Consider the following 21,690-nt stretch of genomic DNA (forward strand, 5'->3'; position numbering starts at 1 on the left):
CTAATCTGGCCCTACTTCACGCGCACCATTCGCGTTGATCTGCAGTATCACGTCACTTTGCGCCCGCCGGGACCTACTGATTCCCCGCGCGCCCCACTTTTGAAAGGACATGTCATGGACGGCACGTTCAACGAAAACGATCTTTCCCGCGTCGTCGAAGCCGACCGCGCCCACCTCTGGCATCACCTGATCCAGCACAAGCCGTTTGAGACCAACGATCCCCGTATCATTGTCGAAGGCAAAGGCATGCGCGTGTGGGACCAAAAGGGCAAAGAGCACCTGGATGCCGTATCAGGCGGTGTCTGGACCGTGAACGTGGGCTATGGCCGCGAATCTATCTGTAAGGCGGTTTATGACCAGCTGATGAAGCTGTGCTACTTCGCCAACACCGCAGGCTCGATCCCCGGTTCGAATTTCGCGGAAATGCTGATCGACAAGATGCCGGGCATGAGCCGCGTGTACTACACCAATTCAGGTTCTGAGGCGAACGAGAAGGCGTTCAAGATGATCCGCCAGATCGCGCACAAGAAATATGGCGGCAAGAAAACCAAAATCCTGTACCGTGACCGCGACTATCACGGCTCCACCCTGGCGACCATGTCGGCAGGTGGTCAGGACGAGCGCACCGCGCAGTACGGTCCCTTTGCACCCGATTTCGTGCGCGTGCCTCATTGCATGGAGTACCGCAAGCACGAGCTGGACGGCGCACCGGAAGAGAACTTTGGCGAATGGGCTGCAGATCAGATCGAAGAGGTCATCCTGCGCGAAGGCCCCGACACTGTTGGTGCCCTGTGCCTTGAGCCCGTGACCGCAGGCGGTGGCGTCATCGAAGCGCCTGAAGGCTATTGGCCCCGCGTGCAAGAGATCTGCAAGAAATACGACATCCTGCTGCACATTGACGAGGTTGTCTGCGGCGTAGGTCGGACCGGCACGTGGTTCGGCTACCAGCAGTACGGCATCAAGCCGGACTTCGTGACCATGGCCAAGGGCGTTGCCTCGGGTTATGCCGCGATCGCCTGCATGGTCACCACCGAGGAAGTCTTTGACATGTTCAAAGACGACGCGGCAGACCCGATGAACTATTTCCGTGATATCTCGACCTTTGGTGGCTGCACTGCCGGTCCGGCGGCAGCGGTTGAAAACATGCGCATCATTCAGGATGAAAACCTGCTGCAGAACTGCGTCGACATGGGTGATCGCATGATGGGCAACCTGCAGGCGCTGATGGAAAAGCACAAAGTCATCGGCGACGTGCGCGGCAAGGGTCTGTTCCTTGGCGCTGAGCTGGTGACCGATCGGGCCACCAAGGACCCGATGGACGAAAAGCGCGTTCAGGCCGTTGTCGCAGATTGTATGGCGCAGGGCGTCATCATCGGTGCCACCAACCGCTCGATCCCCAGCCGCAACAACACGCTGTGCTTCTCACCGGCGCTGATCGCGACAGCGGACGACATCGATCAGATCACCGACGCCGTAGACGGCGCGCTGGGGCGTGTGTTCGGCTGATCTAGGCAACGAACTACCATTGAACCACATGAAACCCGCCAAATTTCGGCGGGTTTCTTTTCATGAGGACATCAGCCAAGCGTATGAGCTGATGCCAAAGATACTCAATTTTCATTCAAATGGCGGGAAAGAGTCCAAATTGGCCCTGAGCGCCGACGTTTTCTGCTGATGAAACGTCCCAAAATATCCATCTCAAAACTTACCTGCGTCCTATGTTTCAGGAGGTTGGGAGGGAAATCGAATGGCGACGCACGGGTATTGTCTGTGTAAAAGAACGAGCTGGGCCTACCAGGGCAGTCAAACATGGGCATGCTATTGCCACTGCGATGATTGCCGTCGGAATTGTGCCGCGCCGGTGGTTGCCTGGTTAGGCGTGCCGATAGAGAACTTTGAGTGGACCGGCGATAAACCCGGCACTTATGAAAGTTCCAAAGGCGTTTTCAGGCACTTTTGCGGGACGTGCGGATCACCTATTGGATTTGAAGCCGATCATTATCCTGGTGGTATGCACCTTTACGCAGCGTCGCTCGAAAACCCGGAAGATTTCAAACCGACTTTTCACGTCAACAAGCAAAGCAAATTGCCTTGGCTGCAAATGACTGATGATCTCGACGCGTTTGAAGGCACATTGCTACACACCCCTAACGACCCAGACGGATATCGTTAGATGAGGAAGCCACCTGGTTTTCAAGTGGCTGCTTTGCGCTGCCCTGCAGTCATTGATCATGTGTCAAAGTAAACATACCCGCCACCGAACACACGCGCCCGGATGACAGCGGCACGTCGGGCGCTCGGCTTCACCGTACCAGCTTCTGGCGGGGGCGCGGAGAGCTCAGATTACTCACCAAAATTCGGATAGATAAACCCGTTCACCGGGTACGAACTGCCGTAACTGCCCGGCCGGCTTTCAACCCGGACAAGCGTCCAATCATTGTTTTTGGACACGTCCCTCACGCCCATCTGCAACGACACCTTATTCCGGAGCCAGTTTGCGTGGTTCACAATGACTTCCCGCTCGGTGACAATATCGGACACGACAGCCACATGTCCCAGGGGCATCCCTCTGGTGGCCCGAAACGACATCACCGCACCGACCTCCGGTTCATTACCCCGGTCAAACCCATTGCGGGCCTTGCCCCACCAATCCTTGGCGTTGCCACGAATTTCGATGCCGCTGAGGTTGCGTGCGTAGGGCACACACCACACCCTTTGTCCCAGCGCATGTTTTCTTGAGACCTCTTGCAACGCCATGGCCTGACGTTCAGGATCCAAGTCCACCTCATTCGGATTCTTAGCACAGGCCGAGATCAGACTGAAAAGTCCCAAAACAACGGCAATTCGCGCGACGCCGGGCAGGCGCGACCAGATCGTATCGGTATTGCGTGCATTGTATTGCAAGAAGGTTCTTTGCCGGTTTGAGTGGTGAATCAGTTTTAATAATATCTTTAGGAAAAAGAAAAGAGCTCAGCTGCTCCCCGGCAGAATATTGCCAGTTCCTGCGCCGCATTCCGGCCGTTGGCCGAGCGTGCGGTCACTTATGCAACAGGTTTCCTCCCTGTGCCGTCACTGGGATTCCTGGCAGGCCAAGAGGCCGGCACAAGGCATCGGACACATGAACGCCAACCCGTCCCGCAGGTCGACGATCAAGCATCCGCTGGACAGTCGGGTTAGGCAGAATTACTTTGACCGCAACCCAATCCAACAGGAGGTTTGTATCGGATGTCCAAGACACTCTCGATCGCGGCAACTTCAATTCTGTTTTTGTCAACAGCGGCCTATGCGCAAGAACAATGCGCTGCTGGCAAAACGCTGACAGACGGCAAATTCACCATCGCAACGGGCAACCCGGCCTACTATCCGTGGGTGATCGACGACGCGCCAGAAAGCGGCGAAGGGTTCGAGGCAGCCGTTGCTTATGCCGTGGCTGAAGAAATGGGGTTCGCAGCTGATGATGTCGTTTGGGTCCGCTCGTCCTTCGACGAGGCGATCCAGCCCGGCGCCAAGGAATTTGACGTCAACATGCAGCAATATTCGATCACGCCTGAACGGGATCAGGTGGTCGATTTCTCTACCCCTTACTACACCGCCCCGATGGCAGTTCTGGTCAGCCCCAATTCGACCGACACTGCCCCGACGCTTGAAGCGCTGAAAGGCCTGCAATGGGGGGCCGTCGGCTCGACCACGGCGGTGCCGAAACTGGCCAGCATCATCCAACCCGACAGCGACCCGTTGCTGTATGGCGACAATGCTGACGTTAACGCCGCCATGTCGGCCAACCAGATTGATGCGGCCCTGTTCGATCTGCCCACCGCCCTGTTCCTCAGCGCGGTGATGATCGAAGGCTCAAAGGTCATCGGTCAGTTCCCGGCGGATGAAAATGACAATCCGGATCATTTCGGCATGCTGATGGAAGAAGGCAACCCGCTGAAAGCCTGCGTGGACGAGGCGCTGGCGGCACTGGCAGCTAACGGCAAACTGGCCGAAATCGAAGCCGTATGGCTGCAGGACACCACTGGTGTCCCTCTGATCAAGTAACATGGCAGATCATAAGGCGGCGGGGATGACCCGCCGCGAACGGTACGAGGCGCACCAACGACGCAGGTCGTTGGTGATCGCCACGATAAGCACGGTCACAGTTGTGGCCGCGATTTACTTTCTGGTGCCGCTGGCTCCGGGCTGGTCGAAGGTTCAGCAGAGCTTTTTTAACGGCGAGACGCTTGTCAAAACCTTCCCGAAACTGCTTGAAGCGTTTCGGATCAACGTGATGATCTTTTTGTGGTCCGCACCGGCGATCGCCGTGCTTGGCCTGTTGATTGCCTTGGCGCGGGATGCCAAATCGCCCGCCCTGTTTCCGCTGCGCATCTTTGGCGCGGCGTTCACTGACATTTTTCGCGGCGTGCCTGTGATCCTGACGGTCTATCTGATCGGCTTCGGCATTCCGGGGCTGGGCCTGCCGCGCCCGTGGAATTCGCCTTACATATGGGGCTCGCTGGCGCTGATCCTGACCTATTCGGCCTATGTGGCCGAGATCTTCCGTTCCGGCATCGATAGTGTTCACCACAGCCAACGCGCCGCCGCATTGTCGCTGGGTCTGTCGGAACGGCAAGTGATGCGCGACGTGGTGTTGCCGCAGGCGATCCGCAACGTGGTGCCCTCACAGATGAACATGCTGATTGCGCTGCAAAAGGATGTCTCTCTGCTCAGCTTTATCGGCCCGGTCGAAATCTTCCGTCAGGCCGGAGTGTTCAAGTCGCTGCTGGCGAATTTCACCCCCTATGTGGGCGCGGCGATCATCTTCCTGATCGTCACCATCCCCGCCACACGCTACGCCGATCACCTGATGGCCCGCCAAATGCGAGAGAGGCGCTGATGCCCAAACTGGAACTTCAGGGCGTGGTGAAACGCTTTGGCGACCGCACGGTCTGTGAAGGGATTAATCTCACCGTTGATGAGGGCCAAATGGTTTGCTTAATCGGCGCATCCGGGTCGGGCAAGTCGACTCTGCTGCGTTGTATCAACCTGCTGGAACCCATCGAAGACGGCGCGATCTTTCTGGATGGCGAGGATATCTCGATCCCCGGTCTGAACCCGCAATCGGTGCGCGCCCGGATCGGGATCGTGTTCCAAAGCTTCAACTTGTTTCCGCATATGACCGCGCTTGAGAATGTCATGCTCGCGCCCCGCCGGGTGCGTGGGCTCACGCGCGCTGAATTGCAGCCCGAGGTCGAAGCGCTGTTCGCCCGGTTCGGGTTGGCCGACCGGATGCACAACTATCCCGACCAATTGTCGGGCGGGCAGCAGCAGCGCGTTGCCATCGTGCGCGCCTTGGCCATGCAGCCTGAGGTCATGCTGTTTGATGAAATCACCTCGGCCCTCGATCCCCAACTTGTGGGCGAGGTGCTGGATGTTCTGCTGATGCTCAAGAAACAGGGCATGACGATGATGATGGCCACGCATGAAATGGGCTTTGCCCGCGAGGCCGCCGACAAGATCTGTTTCCTCGACAGCGGTCGGATCATCGAAGAAGGCCCGCCCGAAGCGGTGTTTGACCACCCGACACACCAGACCACACAAGCCTTTCTGGCACGGGCGTTGAAGTAAGCGCCCGGCTCTGAATCCCTGACGATCTGGCCCTCAAGGACTCGACTCTTTGAGGGTCAAGAACATATAAGAACAAATATAGAACATTTGGGGGTTTTATATGTTCGGCGGGATGCAGCGCCGCATCGTTTCACTCTGGTTTCCCCGGCTGGCAAGTGACCGGGCTTTGCGTGTGCGCCCGGTCGATGGGCCGTTTGTTCTGACGCTGAAACAGAACAATGCAAACCGGGTGTATTGCCTGAATGTACAGGCCCAGCGGCAGGGCCTGCACAGCGGCATGCCCTATTCTGATGCCCGCGCCTTTTGTCCCGATCTGCAAAGCCATCCCGCCGACCCGCAAGGAGATCAACGGTTTCTGCACGCCCTGCGCCGCTGGGCCACGCGCTATTGCCCCTGGGTCGGGCTGGAAGGTGAGGATGGGCTGGTTCTGGACATCACAGGATCGGCGCATCTTGCGGGCGGGGAAGAGATGATGCTGACCGATATGCGCAGGCGTCTGGCCCGGGCCGGGCTGGCGGTGCAGATCGGCCTTGCCCCCACACGCGGTGCGGCCTGGGCCTTGGCGCATTATGGCGAAGGGGTCGCGACCCAGGATACGCTGAAGGCCATCCGCGCCCTGCCGGTGGTAGCGCTGCGGCTGGATGAGGATACCTCGGTCGCGCTGCAACGGTTGGGCCTGCGCCGGATTGGCGAACTGGCGCAAACCCCGCGCGCGCCGCTGACACGCCGCTTTGGCCCCGAGGTACTGATGCGGCTGGATCAGGCGTTGGGGGATCAGCCCGAACAGATTACCCCGCTGGCCGATCCGCCCCATTACGGCGTGCGCATGACCCTGCCCGAGCCCATTGGGCTGTTGTCCGACATGATGGCCGGGGCGGAACGGCTGCTGGAACGGCTCTGCGACAAGCTGAAAGCGCAGGAAATGGGCGCGCGCAAGCTGTGCATGACCTTGCGCCGGGTGGATCAGGATCATCAGCAGGTCGAACTGCGGCTGGCTCGCCCTCTGCGTGATCCATATCGCATCCTGCCCCTGTTCGAGCGTGGATTGACCGAGGTGGATGCAGGCTTTGGCGTCGATCAACTGCGGCTGGAGGCTACGCTGGTGGAACCCCTGCCGGTGCGCCAGATCAGCCGCGCCGCAAGCCGGGGCAAAGATCAACTGGATGACCTGATCACCCGCATCGGCACCCGGATCGGGCTGGAACAAATCCACCGCCTGCTGCCCGCGCAAAGCCATATCCCCGAACGCAGCTTCATCATCTCGCCCGCCGCCTATTCCGACCCCGCGGGTGGTTGGGTCGCCCTGCGCCCTCGCCCTCTGCAGCTGTTTCCGCCAGAACCTATCGCCGGATCAGGCCCGCACCCGCCGCGCCGCTTTCGCTGGCGGCGGATGTCGCTGACCACAGGCCGCTCAACCGGTCCCGAACGCATCTGCCCCGAATGGTGGCTGGAGGATGAGAACTGGCGCACAGGCTTGCGCGATTACTGGCAGGTTGAAACCCGGCAGGGGCGGCGATTGTGGCTGTATTACACGCCGCAGAATCCGGGATGGTTCGTGCATGGGGAATTCGCATGAGCAAACCGACCCCGCCCAGCTCACACGCGCAGGACCCCGGCTATGCCGAACTGGGCGTGACCACCAACTTTACCTTCCTGACCGGAGCCTCACACCCAGAAGAGCTGGTGACCCGCGCGGCAGAGCTGGGCCTGAAGGCCATCGCGATCACCGACCGGAACTCACTGGCCGGGGTGGTCCGGGGCTGGAGCGCGTTGAAAGAACTGCGGCGCGAGGCGGAAGGCGCAGTTCAAATCCGCTCGCAGCACCGCCTCGATTCTTCGTCCCGACAAGAGGTCGGGCATGTGCAGCCAATCGACAAACCGGACGTACCCGCCCTGCCCAAGCTGATCGTTGGCTGCCGTCTGATTCTGCGCGACAGCGCGGTGCACTGGCTGGCCCTGCCCCGCGACCGCGTCGCCTATCAGCGACTGACCCGCCTGCTGACCCTGGGCAAGCGACGGGCCGAGAAAGGGGAGTGCCATTTGGGCTTGCAGGACATGCTGGCGGCCTGTCAGGGGATGATACTGATCGCGCTGCCTCAGGCGGGGTTGAAACAGGCCATCCCCGATATTCAGACCGTCCGGCGGCAATTCCCCAATGCGGTCTTTCTGGGGGCGGTGCCGCGTTATGACGGTAGCGACCGGGCCTATCTGGCGGCCTGTGCGCAGGCGGCGCTGCGGGCCTCGGCCCCCATGGTGGCGGTAGGCGATGTGCTGATGCACCGTGGCAACCGCCGCCAACTGGCCGATGTGCTGACCTGCATGCGCGAACACATCACGATTGACCAGATCGGCACCCGCGCCCTGCCCAATGCCGAGCGGCGGCTGAAAGGCTACGCGGATATGGCCCGGCTGTTTCAGGACCACCCCGGCGCGCTACGCCGCACGCTGGAAATCGCCGACCGCTGCAGCTTTGACCTGAGCGAGCTGTCTTACGAATACCCAGACGAGATCGCCAGCACTGAAACCCCGCTGGCGCGGCTGGAACGTTTGGCCCGCGAGGGGCTAAAACGACGCTATCCGGGTGGCCCGCCCGAGCGTGCGCTGCAATTGATGCAGAAAGAACTGGCCCTGGTCGCCGATCTGGATTTCCCGGCCTATTTCCTGACCGTGCATGACATTGTGCAATTCGCCCGCTCGCAGGGCATTCTGTGTCAGGGGCGGGGCTCGGCCGCCAATTCGATCCTGTGCTATCTGCTGGGCATCACCGATGTCAGCCCCGACATGATCGCCATGGTGTTCGAGCGTTTTGTCTCGAAATACCGGGGCGAGCCGCCGGATATCGACGTGGATTTCGAACACGAGCGGCGCGAAGAGGTGATCCAATGGATTTACGAGAAATATGGCCGCCACCGCGCGGGCCTCTGTGCCACGGTCATCCATTTCCGATCCCGCGCGGCAATCCGCGAGGTGGGCAAGGTGATGGGCCTGTCTCAGGACGTCACCGCGGGCCTGTCCGGCCAGATCTGGGGGATGAGCAATGGCGGCGTTGATGCCGAGCGGCTGCAGGAACTGGGCCTCGACCTCAAGGACCGACGCCTGATGCAGACGGTTCGCCTGATTGGCGAGATCATCGGCTTCCCCCGCCACCTGTCGCAGCATGTGGGCGGGTTTGTCATCACCAAGCAGCGGCTGGATGAGCTCTGCCCGATCGAAAATGCCGCGATGGAAGACCGCACCGTGATCGAGTGGGACAAGGACGATATCGACGCACTTGGCATTCTGAAGGTGGATATATTGGGGCTGGGGATGCTCAGCTGTATCCGCAAGGCATTTGACCTGATGCAGCAGCACAACAGCGAAACCCTCAGCATCGCGACCGTCCCGCAAGAGGACACGGGGACCTATGACATGCTGTGTGCCGCCGATGCGGTGGGCGTGTTTCAGGTCGAAAGCCGGGCGCAGATGAATTTCCTGCCCCGGATGCGACCGCGCGAGTTCTATGATCTGGTGATCGAGGTCGCCATCGTTCGCCCCGGACCCATTCAGGGCGATATGGTGCAGCCCTATATCCGACGGCGCAACGGGCTGGAAAAATCCGAACCCTTCGGCCCTGCCTTGGAAGAGGTGACGCGGCGCACGCTGGGCGTGCCGCTGTTTCAGGAACAGGCCCTGCAAATCGCCGTGGTTGGTGCAGGGTTTTCGGCGGAAGAGGCCGACCACCTGCGCCGCTCGCTGGCCTCGTTCCGGCGGATGGGCACGATTGGCACCTATCGCGACAAGTTCATCGCAGGGATGCTGAACAATGGCTATACGCCCGAGGTCGCCGACCGCTGCTTTGGCCAGATCGAAGGCTTTGCCGATTACGGCTTTCCCGAAAGCCACGCAGCGGCTTTTGCCATGCTGGCCTATGTCTCGGCCTGGATGAAATGCCACCACCCGGCGATCTTTGCCTGCGCGCTGCTGAACTCGCAGCCCATGGGGTTTTATGCCCCCGCCCAAATCGTGCGCGACGCGCGCGAGCATGGGGTCGAGATCCGTCCGGTCTGCGTCAACGCCTCGGAATGGGACAATCTGCTGGAACGCCGTGCCGATGGGGCGCTGGCCCTGCGGCTGGGTTTTCGTCAGATCAAGGGATTCAAGCAGGAGGACGCGGATTGGATCGTGGCCGCGCGGGGCAATGGGTATCCGGACCCCGAAACGCTGTGGCTGCGGGCCGGATTGCGCCCGGATGTGCTGACCCGTCTGGCCGAGGCGGATGCGTACTCCGGCATGGACCTGACCCGGCGCGACGCCCTGTGGCATGTCAAAGCCATCCGCAGCCGGACCGCTCTGCCGCTGTTCAATGACCCTATCGATGGCGAAAGCATCAATGAGCCGCAGGTCAACCTGCCGGTGATGCATCTGGGCGAGGAGGTTGTCGAAGACTACGTCTCGACCCGTCTGACCCTACGCTCGCACCCGATGGAGCTGTTGCGCCCATCCATCCCCGGCCTTGTGCCGCATGCCACGCTGCAGGACATCCCGCTGGGCCGCTACAGCGTCTGCGGGCTGGTGATCACACGCCAACGGCCGGGAACCGCCTCGGGCGTGATCTTTCTGACGCTTGAAGATGAAACCGGGGTCAGCAATGTGGTTGTCTGGCCCAAGGTCTATGAACGCTTTCGCCGCATCGTGATGGGCGGGCGGTTGCTGCAGGTCCGCGGGTATCTGCAGCGCGAGGGGATCGTCGTGCATCTGATCGCGCAGGAAATCACCGATATGTCGCATAAACTGTCCGAGCTTGGGCATCCGCTGGATGAGGCCATCGGCATCACCCAACCGCAAGCGGATGACACCCCGCGCCCCCGGCAGAACGGCCCAAGCGCCCGCCATCCGCGCGAACAGGCCAAGCGTCTGTTCCCAAGCCGGGATTTTCACTAGAACCCGCGCCAACATAAGGCCAGTTTCAAAGAAACATCTGGCTAACGTGATCCGGTCACCTCTTTCCCTTGCCCTTGCCCGCAATATGTTGCACCACACACGGGTTCAAACCCGGTGAACGGGCCAAAGGATAAGGACAAGGCGCATGGCTGACGGATCAATCGACATCAACGCAAAACCCACCGAGGACATTTCGGTTCGCGAGGTGTTTGGCATTGACAGCGATATGGCAGTCAAAGGCTTTGCCGAACGCAGCGACCGCGTGCCGGTGATCGATCCGACCTACAAGTTCGATCCCGAAACCACGCTGGCGATTCTTGCGGGCTTTACCCATAACCGCCGGGTGATGATTCAGGGCTATCACGGCACCGGGAAATCGACCCATATCGAACAGGTTGCAGCCCGTCTGAACTGGCCTGCCGTGCGCGTGAACCTCGACAGCCATATCAGCCGGATCGACCTGATTGGTAAGGACGCGATCAAACTGCGCGACGGCAAGCAGGTCACTGAATTCCACGAAGGCATCCTGCCCTGGGCGCTGCGCAACCCCGTTGCCATCGTCTTCGACGAATACGACGCGGGCCGTGCGGATGTGATGTTCGTGATCCAGCGCGTGCTGGAGCATGACGGCAAGCTGACCTTGCTGGACCAGAACGAGATCATCACACCGAACCCGAACTTCCGCCTGTTTGCCACCGCCAACACCGTGGGTCTGGGCGACACCACCGGCCTCTATCATGGCACGCAGCAGATCAACCAGGCGCAGATGGACCGCTGGTCGCTGGTTTCGACGCTGAACTATCTCAGCCACGATGCCGAGACGATGATCGTTCTGTCGAAAGCGCCGCATTACAACACCGCCGAGGGCCGCAAGACCGTCAGCCAGATGGTCACCGTCGCCGACCTGACCCGGACCGCCTTCATGAACGGCGATCTGTCGACCGTCATGAGCCCCCGGACCGTGATCAACTGGGCCCAAAACGCAGAAATCTTCCGCAACATCGGCTATGCCTTCCGCCTGTCGTTCCTGAACAAATGTGACGAGCTAGAGCGCCAGACGGTTGCTGAGTTCTATCAGCGCTGCTTTGATGAGGAACTGCCGGAAAGCGCGGCGAGCGCGAGCTTGGGCTAAGCAATATGAATTGCGCCCTGCGGGGCGCAATGCCTCCGGCGGAGGTATTTTTGGCCAGATGAAGGGGGATCCGGTTTCGCATTGATGCGGCGGGTCACTGCAACACAAAGGGCGATTGAACATGGTGCAGAAGAACGACAATCCTGCTGATCCGTTCAAGAAGGCTCTGGCCGAGGCTACTAAAGTTATGGCCGACGACCCCGAATTGTCGGTGAGCTACACTGTTGATCCATCGGGCCTGTCGGGCGAGTCGATGCGTTTGCCGCAGGTCTCACGCCGGATGACGCGCGAAGAGGTTCTGTTGGCGCGCGGGACGGCAGACGCATTAGCTTTACAACGCAAGTATCATGATGACGCGACCCATGCGCGATATGCCCCTCCAGGTGATATGGCGCGGGATCTTTATGAGGCGATGGAGACCGCCCGGTGCGAGGCGATGGGTGCGCGGGACATGCCCGGCACCGCGTCGAATATCGACGTCAAGATCGGGCATGAGGCGATCCGGCGCGGCTATGATCAGTGCAAACAGCCTGCGGATGCGCCATTGGCTGTGGCGGCGGGCTATCTGATCCGGCATCTGGCCACGGGCCGCGACATGCCGCCTGCCGCCGAGAATGTCATGAACCTGTGGCGCGGATTTATCGAGGAACAGGCCGGCGGGACGCTGGAAAATCTTGACGAAATCCTCTCGGACCAGGCCGAATTTGCCAAATTCGCCCGACAGATGATCAAAGACCTGGGTTACGGCGATCAGCTGGGTGATGACCCGGATGAACTGGACGACGAACAGGAAGATCAGGCCGAAGATGACGCCGAAGAGCAGCCCGATCCCGACAGCACCGGGCAGGATGATCAGGACGAACAGGACGCCGATGCAACCCCTGAACAAACTCAGGAAGAACAGCAGGACCAGTCTCAGGCTCAGGTCTCGATGGACGAGATGGCCGAGGATGAGATGGGTGATGAGGCTGAAATGCCCGAGGGCGAGGCTCCGCTAGAACCGCCAGCCCCGCCACCTGCGTCCGAGGCGGACCCGGATTACAAGGTCTATCTGAACACCCACGACGAAGAGATCGCAGCTGAAGATCTGGCCGAACCGGCCGAGCTGGAACGCCTTCGCGCCTATCTGGACCAGCAGTTGGAGCCCTTGAAGGGCGCGGTCAGCCGTCTGGCTAACAAGTTGCAACGCCGCCTGCAGGCGCAGCAGAACCGGTCTTGGGAGTTCGACCGCGAGGAAGGCATTCTGGATGCCGGACGTCTGGCGCGCGTCGTGGCCAACCCGACCACGCCACTAAGCTTCAAGGTCGAAAAAGATACCGAATTCCGCGATACGGTGGTGACGCTGCTTCTGGACAATTCCGGCTCGATGCGGGGCCGTCCGATCTCGATTGCCGCGATCTGTGCAGATGTCCTGGCGCGGACGCTGGAACGTTGCAACGTCAAGGTCGAGATCCTGGGCTTTACCACCCGGGCCTGGAAAGGCGGTCAGGCGCGCGAGGCGTGGCTGAACGATGGCCGCCCGCAGCAACCGGGGCGTCTGAACGATCTGCGCCACATCATCTACAAGGGCGCCGATGCCCCATGGCGTCGCGCGCGACCCAATCTGGGGCTGATGATGAAAGAGGGCCTGCTGAAGGAAAACATCGACGGTGAGGCGCTGGAATGGGCGCATCGCCGGATGCTCGCGCGGCGTGAGGCCCGCAAGATCCTGATGGTGATCTCGGATGGCGCTCCGGTCGATGATTCAACGCTCAGCGTGAACCCGGCGAACTATCTGGAAAAACACCTGCGCGACGTGATTGCGATGGTGGAAAAACGCAAGATGGTGGAATTGCTGGCCATCGGGATCGGCCATGACGTGACGCGCTATTATGACCGCGCCGTGACGATCACCGATGTCGAGCAGCTTGCAGGTGCTATGACCGAGCAGTTGGCCGCACTGTTCGACAGCGACCCGCGCGCCCGCGCGCGCGTGATGGGGATGAAGCGGGCCAGTTGACGGCCCTGCTTCGACAGTGCAGACTTAGTGCCATCCAAGCCAGTTTTTGCACCGCTGAAGGCGACTTTGCTTATGGTGGCGTAACGGATAGCGCATAAGCGCTATATCGAAGGGCAGGAACATCATTCGTTCTCCTGTTTATCTGCTTGGATAGTGTCCCAACCCTGTCCGGCCTGCTTGTAGCTGGTCCTGAGATACGCCCTAGAAACCCTTGAGATTGTTGTTGAACCTTGTCGTTCCGCGAGAAACGGAGTGTATTTGCCCCATGCGCTATGAGTTTGCAGACTGTATTCTGGATGTGGATCGACACGTCCTGACCCGCCGGGGTGAGCCCGTCGCAATCGAACCTCAGGTATTCGATCTGTTGGTCCTCTTGGCCCAGCACCCAGGTAAGCTGGTGCCCCGGGACGAGATCATCGCGCGGGTATGGAGTGGCCGCTTTGTCTCGGATTCTACCATCAGCGCACGAATTGCAGCAGCGCGTAAAGCAGTCGGCGATGATGGCAAAGCGCAACGGATCATTCGGACAGTCGTACGGCGCGGGTTGCAAATGGCGGCGGATGTTACCTGCGACGCCGACACCAGTTCAGGCGTAGAAAACCATACGCAACGGCTGCGTTACGCGCGCGGTGCGAAGGGCCGCGCTGTTCCATACACGCTTTCCGGTGATGGGTTGCCGGTGCTGCGCATCGGTTCGGTCGTGCACGATCTGGAGGCGGAATGGCGCATCCCGTCCGAGCGTACCCGGTTACAGGACATGGCAAACCGTTTCCGCCTGTTACGCTACAACAAGGACAATGACGTCAGCTCAAACATCGATCATCAGGCGGTGTATGACCGCAGAATAGAAGAAATCCTGACCGTCGTGAATGCAGCGGGGTTTGACCGCTTTTCCATTCTCGGTGAAATGGGCGGCACCTTCCCTGCCCTACACTTCGCCGCAAGGCACCCCGAGCGGATTGACAAGCTGGTTGTCTCCGGCGGATGGGCAGAAGGGCGAGATTACCGAGAAGATACCAAACAACCCGACTCGATCCGGTCACTGATCGCGGAAGGCTGGAACACGCCGGGCAGCGGCTATGCTATGGGCGCTGAATTCAGCTATTTTCCAGAAGGTCCGCTGGATAGCGTTCGGCACATGGTCAATGAATTGCAGACACTTTATTCAAGCGAGGAAAGACTTCACTACCGTGACATCGCCAATAGCACCTCGGTGCTGCAACTTCTTCCGATGGTGCAATGCCCCACGCTGGTTCTGCACGGGCGGCACACAGCCGTTCACCCCCTGTCCGAGGCGCGCAAACTGGCGGCTGGAATCCCCAATGCCTCGCTTGTGATCCTTGAGACCGGCAACCAGATACCATTGCCTGGAAATGAGGCCTACAACCCATATATCCAGGCCATTCAACGCTTTCTTGAGACAGAAGAATAGTGTGCGCCGGGGCGCTGGACATTTCCTACCGCAGGCCGCAGGTTTGCGCGCAGCAAGACCGACGAATGAGGCCGCCCATGTTCCAGAGTTTCGAAGTGACCGCACGCCCCGAGCAAGGCCCACCACGACTGGCCGCTTTGCGGGACGAGCTGGCGCGCGAAAACCTGCAGGGCTTCCTGATCCCGCGTGCGGATGCGCATCAGGGTGAATATGTGGCCCCTCGGGATGAAAGGCTGGCCTGGCTTACCGGATTCACCGGTTCTGCGGGGTTTTGCGCGGCGCTCACGGACATTGCCGGGGTTTTCATCGACGGGCGCTATCGCACTCAGGTAAAGGCCCAGGTCGCACAGGATTACACGCCGGTCCCATGGCCAGATGTCAGCCTGAGCGCCTGGTTGAAAGAGCAATTGCCAAATGGCGGCAAAGTCGGGTTTGATCCGTGGCTCCACGCTGCGGGACAGATTTCGTCTGCACAGAAAGAGCTTGAAGGCAGCGGCGTCGAACTGGTGCGCTGTGATAACCTTGTAGACCGAATTTGGGCGGATCAACCCGACCCTCCGATGAATCCTGTCAGGGCACATCCGATTGAATTTGCAGGTGAAAGCGCCGAGAGCAAAATCAAGCGCCTCGCGAGTGACCTGCAGAGCGCAGATCGCGCGGCAGCGGTGATCACCTTGCCGGATTCGATCATGTGGTTGTTGAATATCCGCGGCGCGGACATCGCATACAACCCTGTGGCCCATGGCTTTGCCATCCTGCACGGTGATGGGCGGGTGGATCTGTTCATGGCCGCTGCCAAACTGAACGGGCTGAAGGATCATCTGGTCCCGCAGGTCACCCAACACCAACCCGACGCGTTCCTGACAGCGGTTGAGGCACTTGAAGGCAAGGTACAGGTCGATCCGGGAACGGTTCCGCAGATCGTAGCGGATGCGTTGGGGGACCGTATGGTCGATGGCGGCGATCCCTGCGCCCTGCCCAAAGCCCGCAAGAACCCGGCCGAAATCGCAGGCACGGCCGAGGCACATCTGCGAGATGCCGCAGCGGTGATCGAACTGCTGTGTTGGTTGGACGCGCAGAAGCCCGGCACCCTGACCGAGACACAGGTAGTAACGCGGCTGGAAGAAAGCCGCCGCCGGGACAACGCGCTGCAGGATATCTCATTCGACACCATCGCGGGCACCGGGCCGAACGGGGCCATCATGCATTATCGCGTGACCGAGGAAACCGACAGCAGGCTGGAAAACGGTCACCTGCTGGTGCTGGACAGCGGTGGGCAATATCTGGACGGCACCACCGATATCACCCGCACAATTGCAATCGGCGATGTTGGGGATGAGGAGAAGGCCTGCTTTACACGCGTCCTCAAAGGCATGATCGCCATGTCGATGCTACGCTGGCCTGTTGGCTTGGCAGGACGCGATATCGAATGCGTAGCGCGGCTGCCGCTATGGCTGGCCGGGCAGGATTTCAACCATGGGGTCGGTCATGGGGTCGGTACCTATCTCAGCGTGCATGAGGGCCCTCAGCGCCTGTCTCGGGTCAGCCATGTCCCGCTTGAGCCGGGTATGATCCTGTCGAACGAGCCGGGATATTACCGCGAGGGTGCTTTTGGCATCCGGCTTGAGAACCTTGTCGTAGTGGAAGAGGCCCCAAACCTGCCCAACGGTGACGACGAACGCGCCATGCTGAACTGGCGTACGCTGACTTATGTCCCAATCGACAGGCGTTTGATTGTAGTCGATATGCTGACACGAGAGGAACGTGCTTGGCTGAACGCCTATCACCGCGACGTGGCGGAAAAAGTCCGGCCAAGGCTGGGCGACGCCGCTCAACTGTGGTTGGATGCCGCAACCGCACCGGTCTGACACCGGATTGTTACATAGTTTGGGCAGAGGAGAAGCCCTGACACGACGAGGGAAGGAACAGGAATGACAGACACCATCACGATCCGCAAAGCACCGGGCAAATGGAGCGTCCGCTCAGGCGGCGCGATTTTGGGTGAAACCAACAACGCGCTGGAACTTCTGGAAGGCGACAAAGACCCGGTTATCTACTTCCCGCGTGCGGACATTGCGATGGCCTTTCTAGATCGGACCAACAAAGTCACCCAATGCGCAGGCAAGGGAGACGCCACGCATTTCTCGATCGTAAACAAATCCTCAGTCACCGAAAACGCCGCTTGGAGTTATGAAAACCCGATCGACGCGGTGGCCGAAATCAAGGATCACTTGGCCTTTTATCCCGCAGACTCGATCAAGGTGGAACAACTCTGATCCAAGTATCCGTGCAGGACCGGATCGATCTGCAAAACGGCGAAAATCCTCAGAACCTGCCCTGTCCACAATGTTGCGAGGTGACCATGACAAAGCGTCTATTGAATTCCGCAGGCACGATTGCGACCCTGACGATGGCCTTTTCAATGGCCCTGCCCGCCGCAAGCTCTGCCAACACCGGTCTGGCCAATCCCGCGGCAACATATTGCATCGCGCAAGGCGGGCTCTACGGTATCCATGACGGTCCGGACGGTCAGAGCGGTATCTGCCAATTGCCCGACGGCACCCGGATCGATGCATGGACCTATTTTCGCGAACACCATGCGGGCGCGGATGGCAGCAAGCCGGTCGGCCTTGCAAATCCCGCCGCCGTGTACTGTGGCTCAATTGGAGGCGAATATGACCTGACCACGTCTCGCTGCGCACTGAGCGACGGTACGTCCGCCGATGCATGGGAGCTGTACCGCAAGGCACATGGAAAAACGCATCAGGTGGTGAACCCCGCAGCAGCCTACTGCCTTGAGATCGGCGGCAGCTACAAGATCAAAGACACTGGTTCGGGTCAGGTGGGTATATGCACCAAGCCGGACGGCACCTCGCAGGACGCATGGGCCCTGTTCCGTGCGGAAAATCCCGAGTGATCCGATCCGGTAATCAAGCCCGACATCCACACCCAAAATGAACTTGAAGCCCCGATTGAACCGCAGTTTACCGACGATCAGAGCGCGTGGTAGTGACCGTTTTGCGACAGCCTGATCGCGTCCATTAAGTCGCCTTGGCTAATTTTCAGGTTTTCCTGCAACGCAAGCATATTATCTGGCTGCTGATTACACTGGGGTTCGCCTTCCTCGCTTTCGATGAAGGGTTCGAGATTCACGAAGGTCTGGACAAAGCGTTTCACCGCTTTTTCGGGATTTCGCAAACCAGCCTGACCGACCAGATCGAGGACATACCTGATCCCCGGATTTGCCCTTCTGGCCGCATCCTTGGTGCACGATGCCGTTACAAATGACAACGCCTTGTTTCTGTGAGTCGATATCCCCGGGGCCAATGTTCTTGATGTAATACTGCCCCTTCGCACGCTTGAGGAACTTGAAAAACTGATGCCCGAGGTGGAGTTCCTTGCCTGTTTCGTTCAGGTTCTTCGATAGGTCAAATCGACCTCTGATCAGCCATTCGATGCAATCTCTGCACCGGCGGCCGAGAAAACCTGCCAATAAACACACACCCGCCTCGAAACAGTAAGTCGCAACATAGGTTTCAGAATCACCCGTGCCGCGATTGCAGTAGCCCTGGACGATCTGCTGTTCTAGTGTCGCGCAGCGACCAGACATAGGACTTGGGAATGAAAATCGCCACCGCCGCCTACGACCTCGATTGGCTCGATAGTTGGGCTCAATATGAAGACAAGCTTGAGGCATGGGTTTCCGAGGCCGCAGGACAAGGTGCCGACCTTCTGGTCTTTCCCGAATACGGCGCAATGGAGTTGTCGACGCTCGACGGCCCTAAGGTGGCCGGCGATCTCGAACGCTCAATCCGGGCGGTTTCCGACCGGATGGAAGATGTACAAGTTGTGCATTCGCGCCTTGCAAAGATGTATAACACATACATTCTGGGGGCTTCCGCCCCGGTCATCGACGGACCAGGGCGCCCGGTGAACCGCGCAGTGTTCTACGCTCCTGACGGTCGTCTCGATCATCAGGACAAGCAGATCATGACACGGTTTGAACGCGAGGCCTGGGACATCGCCCCGGGCGGTTCGTTGAAACTGTTTGATACCGCATTGGGTAAAATCGGCGTTCTGATCTGCTATGACAGTGAGTTCCCTCTCTTGGGTCGGGCCCTGAGCGAGGCCGACTTGATCCTCGTACCATCCTGCACCGAAGCCCTGTCCGGGTATTGGCGTGTGCGGATCGGCGCCATGTCTCGTGCCCTTGAAAATCAATGCGTTACGGTAATGTCATCGTTAGTTGGCGGCAATGAATGGTCCGAAGCAGTCGACATGAATACCGGCATGGGTGGCGTGTTTGGCCCGCCCGATATCGGGTTCCCACCGACGGGAGTGCTTGCCGAGGGCACGCTGAATACCGCCGGCTGGACCTATGCCGAGGCCGACCTGTCCACAATTGCAAACGTCCGCGCAGACGGGTGGGTGTTGAACCGCACGCACTGGACCGAGCAAGACGCTCGGGTCGATTCAGTCACAATATCACCCCTTTAGGTGACTTCGCCCTTGAAATAAGGCCGAAATAGGCTCATTTAAGCGCACGATCTGCAGATTCTGCAGGTGCAACCTAATGATGGAGACAACATGGCCAAGGAAGATACGCTCGAATTTCCCGGTGTCGTGAAGGAACTCCTGCCTAATGCGACGTTTCGGGTCGAGCTGGAAAACGGCCATGAGATCATCGCACATACGGCAGGCAAGATGCGCAAGAACCGCATCCGTGTTCTGGCCGGCGACAAAGTTCAGGTCGAAATGACCCCATATGATCTGACCAAGGGTCGGATCAACTATCGCTTCAAGTAACGCTTCGTACATGGCGTTTATCCTCGGATCGGGCAGCCCGCGGCGGCTGGACCTGCTGGCGCAGCTTGGCGTTCGGCCCGATGCGATCCGTCCGCCGGATATCGATGAAACGCCGCTGAATGGAGAACTGCCAGCCCCCTATTGCAGCCGCATTACCCGGCAAAAAGTTCAGGCTGTTCAAGCTGATAGCGATGATATCACCTTATGTGCTGACACTACGGTCGCACTGGGTCACCGCATTCTTGGCAAACCCGAAGACGCGGGACAAGCTGCAGAGTTTCTGCACGCCCTGTCCGGCCGACGCCATCGGGTGATCACTTCGGTCGCTGTGCGGAGCGGGGCTAAAATCCTCCAGCGTGATGTGGTTTCTCAGGTAAAAGTGAAACGTCTGTCCGACAGCGAAATCAATGCCTATCTTGCGACGGATGACTGGCAGGGCAAGGCCGGAGCCTATGCAATACAAGGTCCTGCCGGTGCGTTCATCCCGTGGATTTCAGGCTCGTTCACCGGTATTGTCGGCCTACCCCTGTCCGAAACTGCTGCACTGCTGCAAGGCATCGGCTATCCCTTATATCGCGAGGTTTCATGAAGGGTCGTACCATCATTCTGGATCATATTCAGGGACGCGAAGCTGCAGCTCTGATGGTGGATGGTGTTCTCGACGATTTCCTGATCGCCACAGATGCCCCTGCGCCAGGTACGATCTACCGCGCCCGCGCCGATCGCCCGGTCAAAGGTCAGGGCGGCATGTTTCTCACCACACCCGACGGCCCGGCTTTTCTGAGGCAAGTCAAAGGGTTGTCGCCCGGTGCTTTGCTACTGGTGCAGGTGACTGGATATGCCGAGCCCGGCAAAGCCATACCCGTCTCGAATCGTATTTTGTTCAAAAGCCGCTTTGCGATCGTGACACCTGACGCGCCCGGCCTGAACATCTCGCGCCGAATCCGTGATGAAGATATGCGCGACCAACTTCTCGAAATCGCGCATGAGCAAATGGGAAACAGCACGCACGGCCTGATCCTGCGCTCGTGCTGTCAGGCGGCGGATGCAGATGAAATCGCTGAAGATATCTCAGCCATGCTGGTACTTGCCGAGCAGGTATTGGCTGATACGGGCAGTGAACCAGAATTGCTGAGCGAGGGCGATGGTCCGCATATCCTGGCCTGGCGTGATTGGACGGACCCGGCCGAGGTCGTGACCGCATCCGGCGGATTTGAGGACCACGGTGTCGTTGATGCGCTCGATGCAGCAAAGGGGATTTCCGAAGCGCTTCCCGGTGGAGGACACCTCTATATCCAACCGACCCGCGCGCTGGTTGCGGTGGATGTGAACACCGGCGCCGACACATCTCTCGCGGCGGGAACCAAAGCTAACTTCGCCTGCGCCAAAGCCCTGCCGCGCGCCCTGCGCGTGCGCGGGTTGGGGGGGCAGATCACTCTGGACCTTGCACCGATGCCCAAGAAAGACCGGAGGGGTTTCGAATCGGCCTTGCGGTCGGCATTCAAGTCCGATCCTGACGAGACGATTTTGGCCGGTTGGACCCCGCTTGGCCATTTCGAACTACAGCGCAAACGTGGTCGTATCCCATTGACGGAGATCCTGAAATGAGCTGCCCGATCTGCGGAGAAGATACCCAGCAGGCCTTTCGACCATTCTGCTCCAAACGCTGCGCGGATATCGATCTGGCAAAATGGCTAAACGGTTCTTATGCGGTGCCATCGCAACGTGAAGAAGACGCCGAGACGACCTCGGAACCAACCGAAAGCCCCACGTCTCGCCCGCATTGAAAAAATG

At 59.5% G+C, this 21,690-nt stretch carries 20 protein-coding genes; 19 read left to right on the forward strand and 1 reads right to left on the reverse strand.

Going from position 1 to position 21,690, the window contains the following annotated elements; all coding sequences use genetic code 11:
- Positions 1 to 114: 114 nt before the first annotated feature.
- Positions 115 to 1,506: an aminotransferase class III-fold pyridoxal phosphate-dependent enzyme gene (locus ACR0NE_RS16240; RefSeq protein WP_170597484.1), complete on the forward strand. Its 1,392-nt coding sequence runs from the start codon at positions 115 to 117 to the stop codon at positions 1,504 to 1,506.
- Between the two features lie 241 nt (positions 1,507 to 1,747).
- A complete protein-coding gene (locus tag ACR0NE_RS16245) occupies positions 1,748 to 2,173 on the forward strand; it encodes a GFA family protein (RefSeq protein ID WP_223116959.1) in 426 nt (141 codons plus the stop codon).
- 170 nt (positions 2,174 to 2,343) lie between these two features.
- Here ACR0NE_RS16245 and ACR0NE_RS16250 read toward each other — a convergent pair whose 3' ends face one another.
- On the reverse strand, positions 2,344 to 2,904 hold the full coding sequence (locus ACR0NE_RS16250) for a CHAP domain-containing protein (protein WP_170392689.1): 561 nt from the start codon (positions 2,902 to 2,904) through the stop codon (positions 2,344 to 2,346).
- Positions 2,905 to 3,225: 321 nt separating this feature from the next.
- On the opposite strand from ACR0NE_RS16250, the gene ACR0NE_RS16255 reads away from it, so the two are divergent.
- From ACR0NE_RS16255 to ACR0NE_RS16335, 17 genes are all read left to right on the forward strand, one after another.
- On the forward strand, positions 3,226 to 4,041 hold the full coding sequence (locus tag ACR0NE_RS16255; protein ID WP_170402438.1) for an ABC transporter substrate-binding protein: 816 nt from the start codon (positions 3,226 to 3,228) through the stop codon (positions 4,039 to 4,041).
- A 1-nt stretch (position 4,042) separates the two neighbouring features.
- A complete protein-coding gene (locus ACR0NE_RS16260; RefSeq protein ID WP_010437538.1) occupies positions 4,043 to 4,876 on the forward strand; it encodes an amino acid ABC transporter permease in 834 nt (277 codons plus the stop codon).
- Entirely contained in the window at positions 4,876 to 5,607 is a 732-nt protein-coding gene (locus tag ACR0NE_RS16265; protein ID WP_170392692.1) for an amino acid ABC transporter ATP-binding protein, read from the forward strand. The genes ACR0NE_RS16260 and ACR0NE_RS16265 overlap by 1 nt, the downstream gene beginning before the upstream one ends.
- Positions 5,608 to 5,707: 100 nt before the next feature.
- Positions 5,708 to 7,183: a Y-family DNA polymerase gene (locus ACR0NE_RS16270; RefSeq protein ID WP_170425078.1), complete on the forward strand. Its 1,476-nt coding sequence runs from the start codon at positions 5,708 to 5,710 to the stop codon at positions 7,181 to 7,183.
- Complete coding sequence (locus tag ACR0NE_RS16275) at positions 7,180 to 10,527, forward strand: error-prone DNA polymerase (protein ID WP_170597486.1); 3,348 nt, start codon at positions 7,180 to 7,182, stop codon at positions 10,525 to 10,527. The genes ACR0NE_RS16270 and ACR0NE_RS16275 overlap by 4 nt, the downstream gene beginning before the upstream one ends.
- Before the next feature lie 145 nt (positions 10,528 to 10,672).
- Complete coding sequence (cobS, locus tag ACR0NE_RS16280) at positions 10,673 to 11,659, forward strand: cobaltochelatase subunit CobS (protein WP_010437533.1); 987 nt, start codon at positions 10,673 to 10,675, stop codon at positions 11,657 to 11,659.
- A 121-nt stretch (positions 11,660 to 11,780) separates the two neighbouring features.
- Positions 11,781 to 13,658: a cobaltochelatase subunit CobT gene (gene cobT, locus ACR0NE_RS16285; protein ID WP_170513326.1), complete on the forward strand. Its 1,878-nt coding sequence runs from the start codon at positions 11,781 to 11,783 to the stop codon at positions 13,656 to 13,658.
- A 265-nt stretch (positions 13,659 to 13,923) separates the two neighbouring features.
- Complete coding sequence (locus ACR0NE_RS16290) at positions 13,924 to 15,090, forward strand: alpha/beta hydrolase (RefSeq protein WP_170597488.1); 1,167 nt, start codon at positions 13,924 to 13,926, stop codon at positions 15,088 to 15,090.
- A 77-nt stretch (positions 15,091 to 15,167) separates the two neighbouring features.
- Positions 15,168 to 16,958, forward strand: coding sequence for an aminopeptidase P family protein (locus tag ACR0NE_RS16295; RefSeq protein WP_170597490.1), 1,791 nt, complete (start codon positions 15,168 to 15,170; stop codon positions 16,956 to 16,958).
- A gap of 63 nt (positions 16,959 to 17,021) precedes the next feature.
- Positions 17,022 to 17,366, forward strand: coding sequence for a DUF427 domain-containing protein (locus ACR0NE_RS16300; protein ID WP_170392698.1), 345 nt, complete (start codon positions 17,022 to 17,024; stop codon positions 17,364 to 17,366).
- Positions 17,367 to 17,452: 86 nt separating this feature from the next.
- Positions 17,453 to 18,007: a DUF333 domain-containing protein gene (locus tag ACR0NE_RS16305; RefSeq protein WP_170597492.1), complete on the forward strand. Its 555-nt coding sequence runs from the start codon at positions 17,453 to 17,455 to the stop codon at positions 18,005 to 18,007.
- Between the two features lie 134 nt (positions 18,008 to 18,141).
- Positions 18,142 to 18,378, forward strand: coding sequence for a hypothetical protein (locus ACR0NE_RS16310; RefSeq protein WP_170597494.1), 237 nt, complete (start codon positions 18,142 to 18,144; stop codon positions 18,376 to 18,378).
- A 333-nt stretch (positions 18,379 to 18,711) separates the two neighbouring features.
- Positions 18,712 to 19,587, forward strand: a complete 876-nt coding sequence (locus tag ACR0NE_RS16315) for a carbon-nitrogen hydrolase family protein (RefSeq protein ID WP_170402459.1) — start codon at positions 18,712 to 18,714, stop codon at positions 19,585 to 19,587.
- A 90-nt stretch (positions 19,588 to 19,677) separates the two neighbouring features.
- Entirely contained in the window at positions 19,678 to 19,896 is a 219-nt protein-coding gene (gene infA, locus ACR0NE_RS16320) for a translation initiation factor IF-1 (RefSeq protein WP_005978431.1), read from the forward strand.
- Positions 19,897 to 19,906: 10 nt separating this feature from the next.
- A complete protein-coding gene (locus ACR0NE_RS16325) occupies positions 19,907 to 20,485 on the forward strand; it encodes a Maf family protein (protein WP_170597496.1) in 579 nt (192 codons plus the stop codon).
- Positions 20,482 to 21,504 (forward strand): ribonuclease E/G, encoded by a 1,023-nt coding sequence (locus ACR0NE_RS16330; protein ID WP_170597498.1) that lies wholly within the window; start codon positions 20,482 to 20,484, stop codon positions 21,502 to 21,504. The genes ACR0NE_RS16325 and ACR0NE_RS16330 overlap by 4 nt, the downstream gene beginning before the upstream one ends.
- Positions 21,501 to 21,683, forward strand: coding sequence for a DNA gyrase inhibitor YacG (locus tag ACR0NE_RS16335; protein WP_170513305.1), 183 nt, complete (start codon positions 21,501 to 21,503; stop codon positions 21,681 to 21,683). The genes ACR0NE_RS16330 and ACR0NE_RS16335 overlap by 4 nt, the downstream gene beginning before the upstream one ends.
- Positions 21,684 to 21,690: the final 7 nt, after the last annotated feature.

It is taken from the genome of Ruegeria sp. C9, from assembly GCF_056537585.1.

Coding starts and splice junctions, on each gene's coding strand:
- ACR0NE_RS16240 (WP_170597484.1), top strand. CDS start 115: ATGGACGGCACGTTCAACGAAAACGATCTTTCCCGCGTCGTCGAAGCC.
- ACR0NE_RS16245 (WP_223116959.1), top strand. CDS start 1,748: ATGGCGACGCACGGGTATTGTCTGTGTAAAAGAACGAGCTGGGCCTAC.
- ACR0NE_RS16255 (WP_170402438.1), top strand. CDS start 3,226: ATGTCCAAGACACTCTCGATCGCGGCAACTTCAATTCTGTTTTTGTCA.
- ACR0NE_RS16260 (WP_010437538.1), top strand. CDS start 4,043: ATGGCAGATCATAAGGCGGCGGGGATGACCCGCCGCGAACGGTACGAG.
- ACR0NE_RS16265 (WP_170392692.1), top strand. CDS start 4,876: ATGCCCAAACTGGAACTTCAGGGCGTGGTGAAACGCTTTGGCGACCGC.
- ACR0NE_RS16270 (WP_170425078.1), top strand. CDS start 5,708: ATGTTCGGCGGGATGCAGCGCCGCATCGTTTCACTCTGGTTTCCCCGG.
- ACR0NE_RS16275 (WP_170597486.1), top strand. CDS start 7,180: ATGAGCAAACCGACCCCGCCCAGCTCACACGCGCAGGACCCCGGCTAT.
- cobS (WP_010437533.1), top strand. CDS start 10,673: ATGGCTGACGGATCAATCGACATCAACGCAAAACCCACCGAGGACATT.
- cobT (WP_170513326.1), top strand. CDS start 11,781: ATGGTGCAGAAGAACGACAATCCTGCTGATCCGTTCAAGAAGGCTCTG.
- ACR0NE_RS16290 (WP_170597488.1), top strand. CDS start 13,924: ATGCGCTATGAGTTTGCAGACTGTATTCTGGATGTGGATCGACACGTC.
- ACR0NE_RS16295 (WP_170597490.1), top strand. CDS start 15,168: ATGTTCCAGAGTTTCGAAGTGACCGCACGCCCCGAGCAAGGCCCACCA.
- ACR0NE_RS16300 (WP_170392698.1), top strand. CDS start 17,022: ATGACAGACACCATCACGATCCGCAAAGCACCGGGCAAATGGAGCGTC.
- ACR0NE_RS16305 (WP_170597492.1), top strand. CDS start 17,453: ATGACAAAGCGTCTATTGAATTCCGCAGGCACGATTGCGACCCTGACG.
- ACR0NE_RS16315 (WP_170402459.1), top strand. CDS start 18,712: ATGAAAATCGCCACCGCCGCCTACGACCTCGATTGGCTCGATAGTTGG.
- infA (WP_005978431.1), top strand. CDS start 19,678: ATGGCCAAGGAAGATACGCTCGAATTTCCCGGTGTCGTGAAGGAACTC.
- ACR0NE_RS16325 (WP_170597496.1), top strand. CDS start 19,907: ATGGCGTTTATCCTCGGATCGGGCAGCCCGCGGCGGCTGGACCTGCTG.
- ACR0NE_RS16330 (WP_170597498.1), top strand. CDS start 20,482: ATGAAGGGTCGTACCATCATTCTGGATCATATTCAGGGACGCGAAGCT.
- ACR0NE_RS16335 (WP_170513305.1), top strand. CDS start 21,501: ATGAGCTGCCCGATCTGCGGAGAAGATACCCAGCAGGCCTTTCGACCA.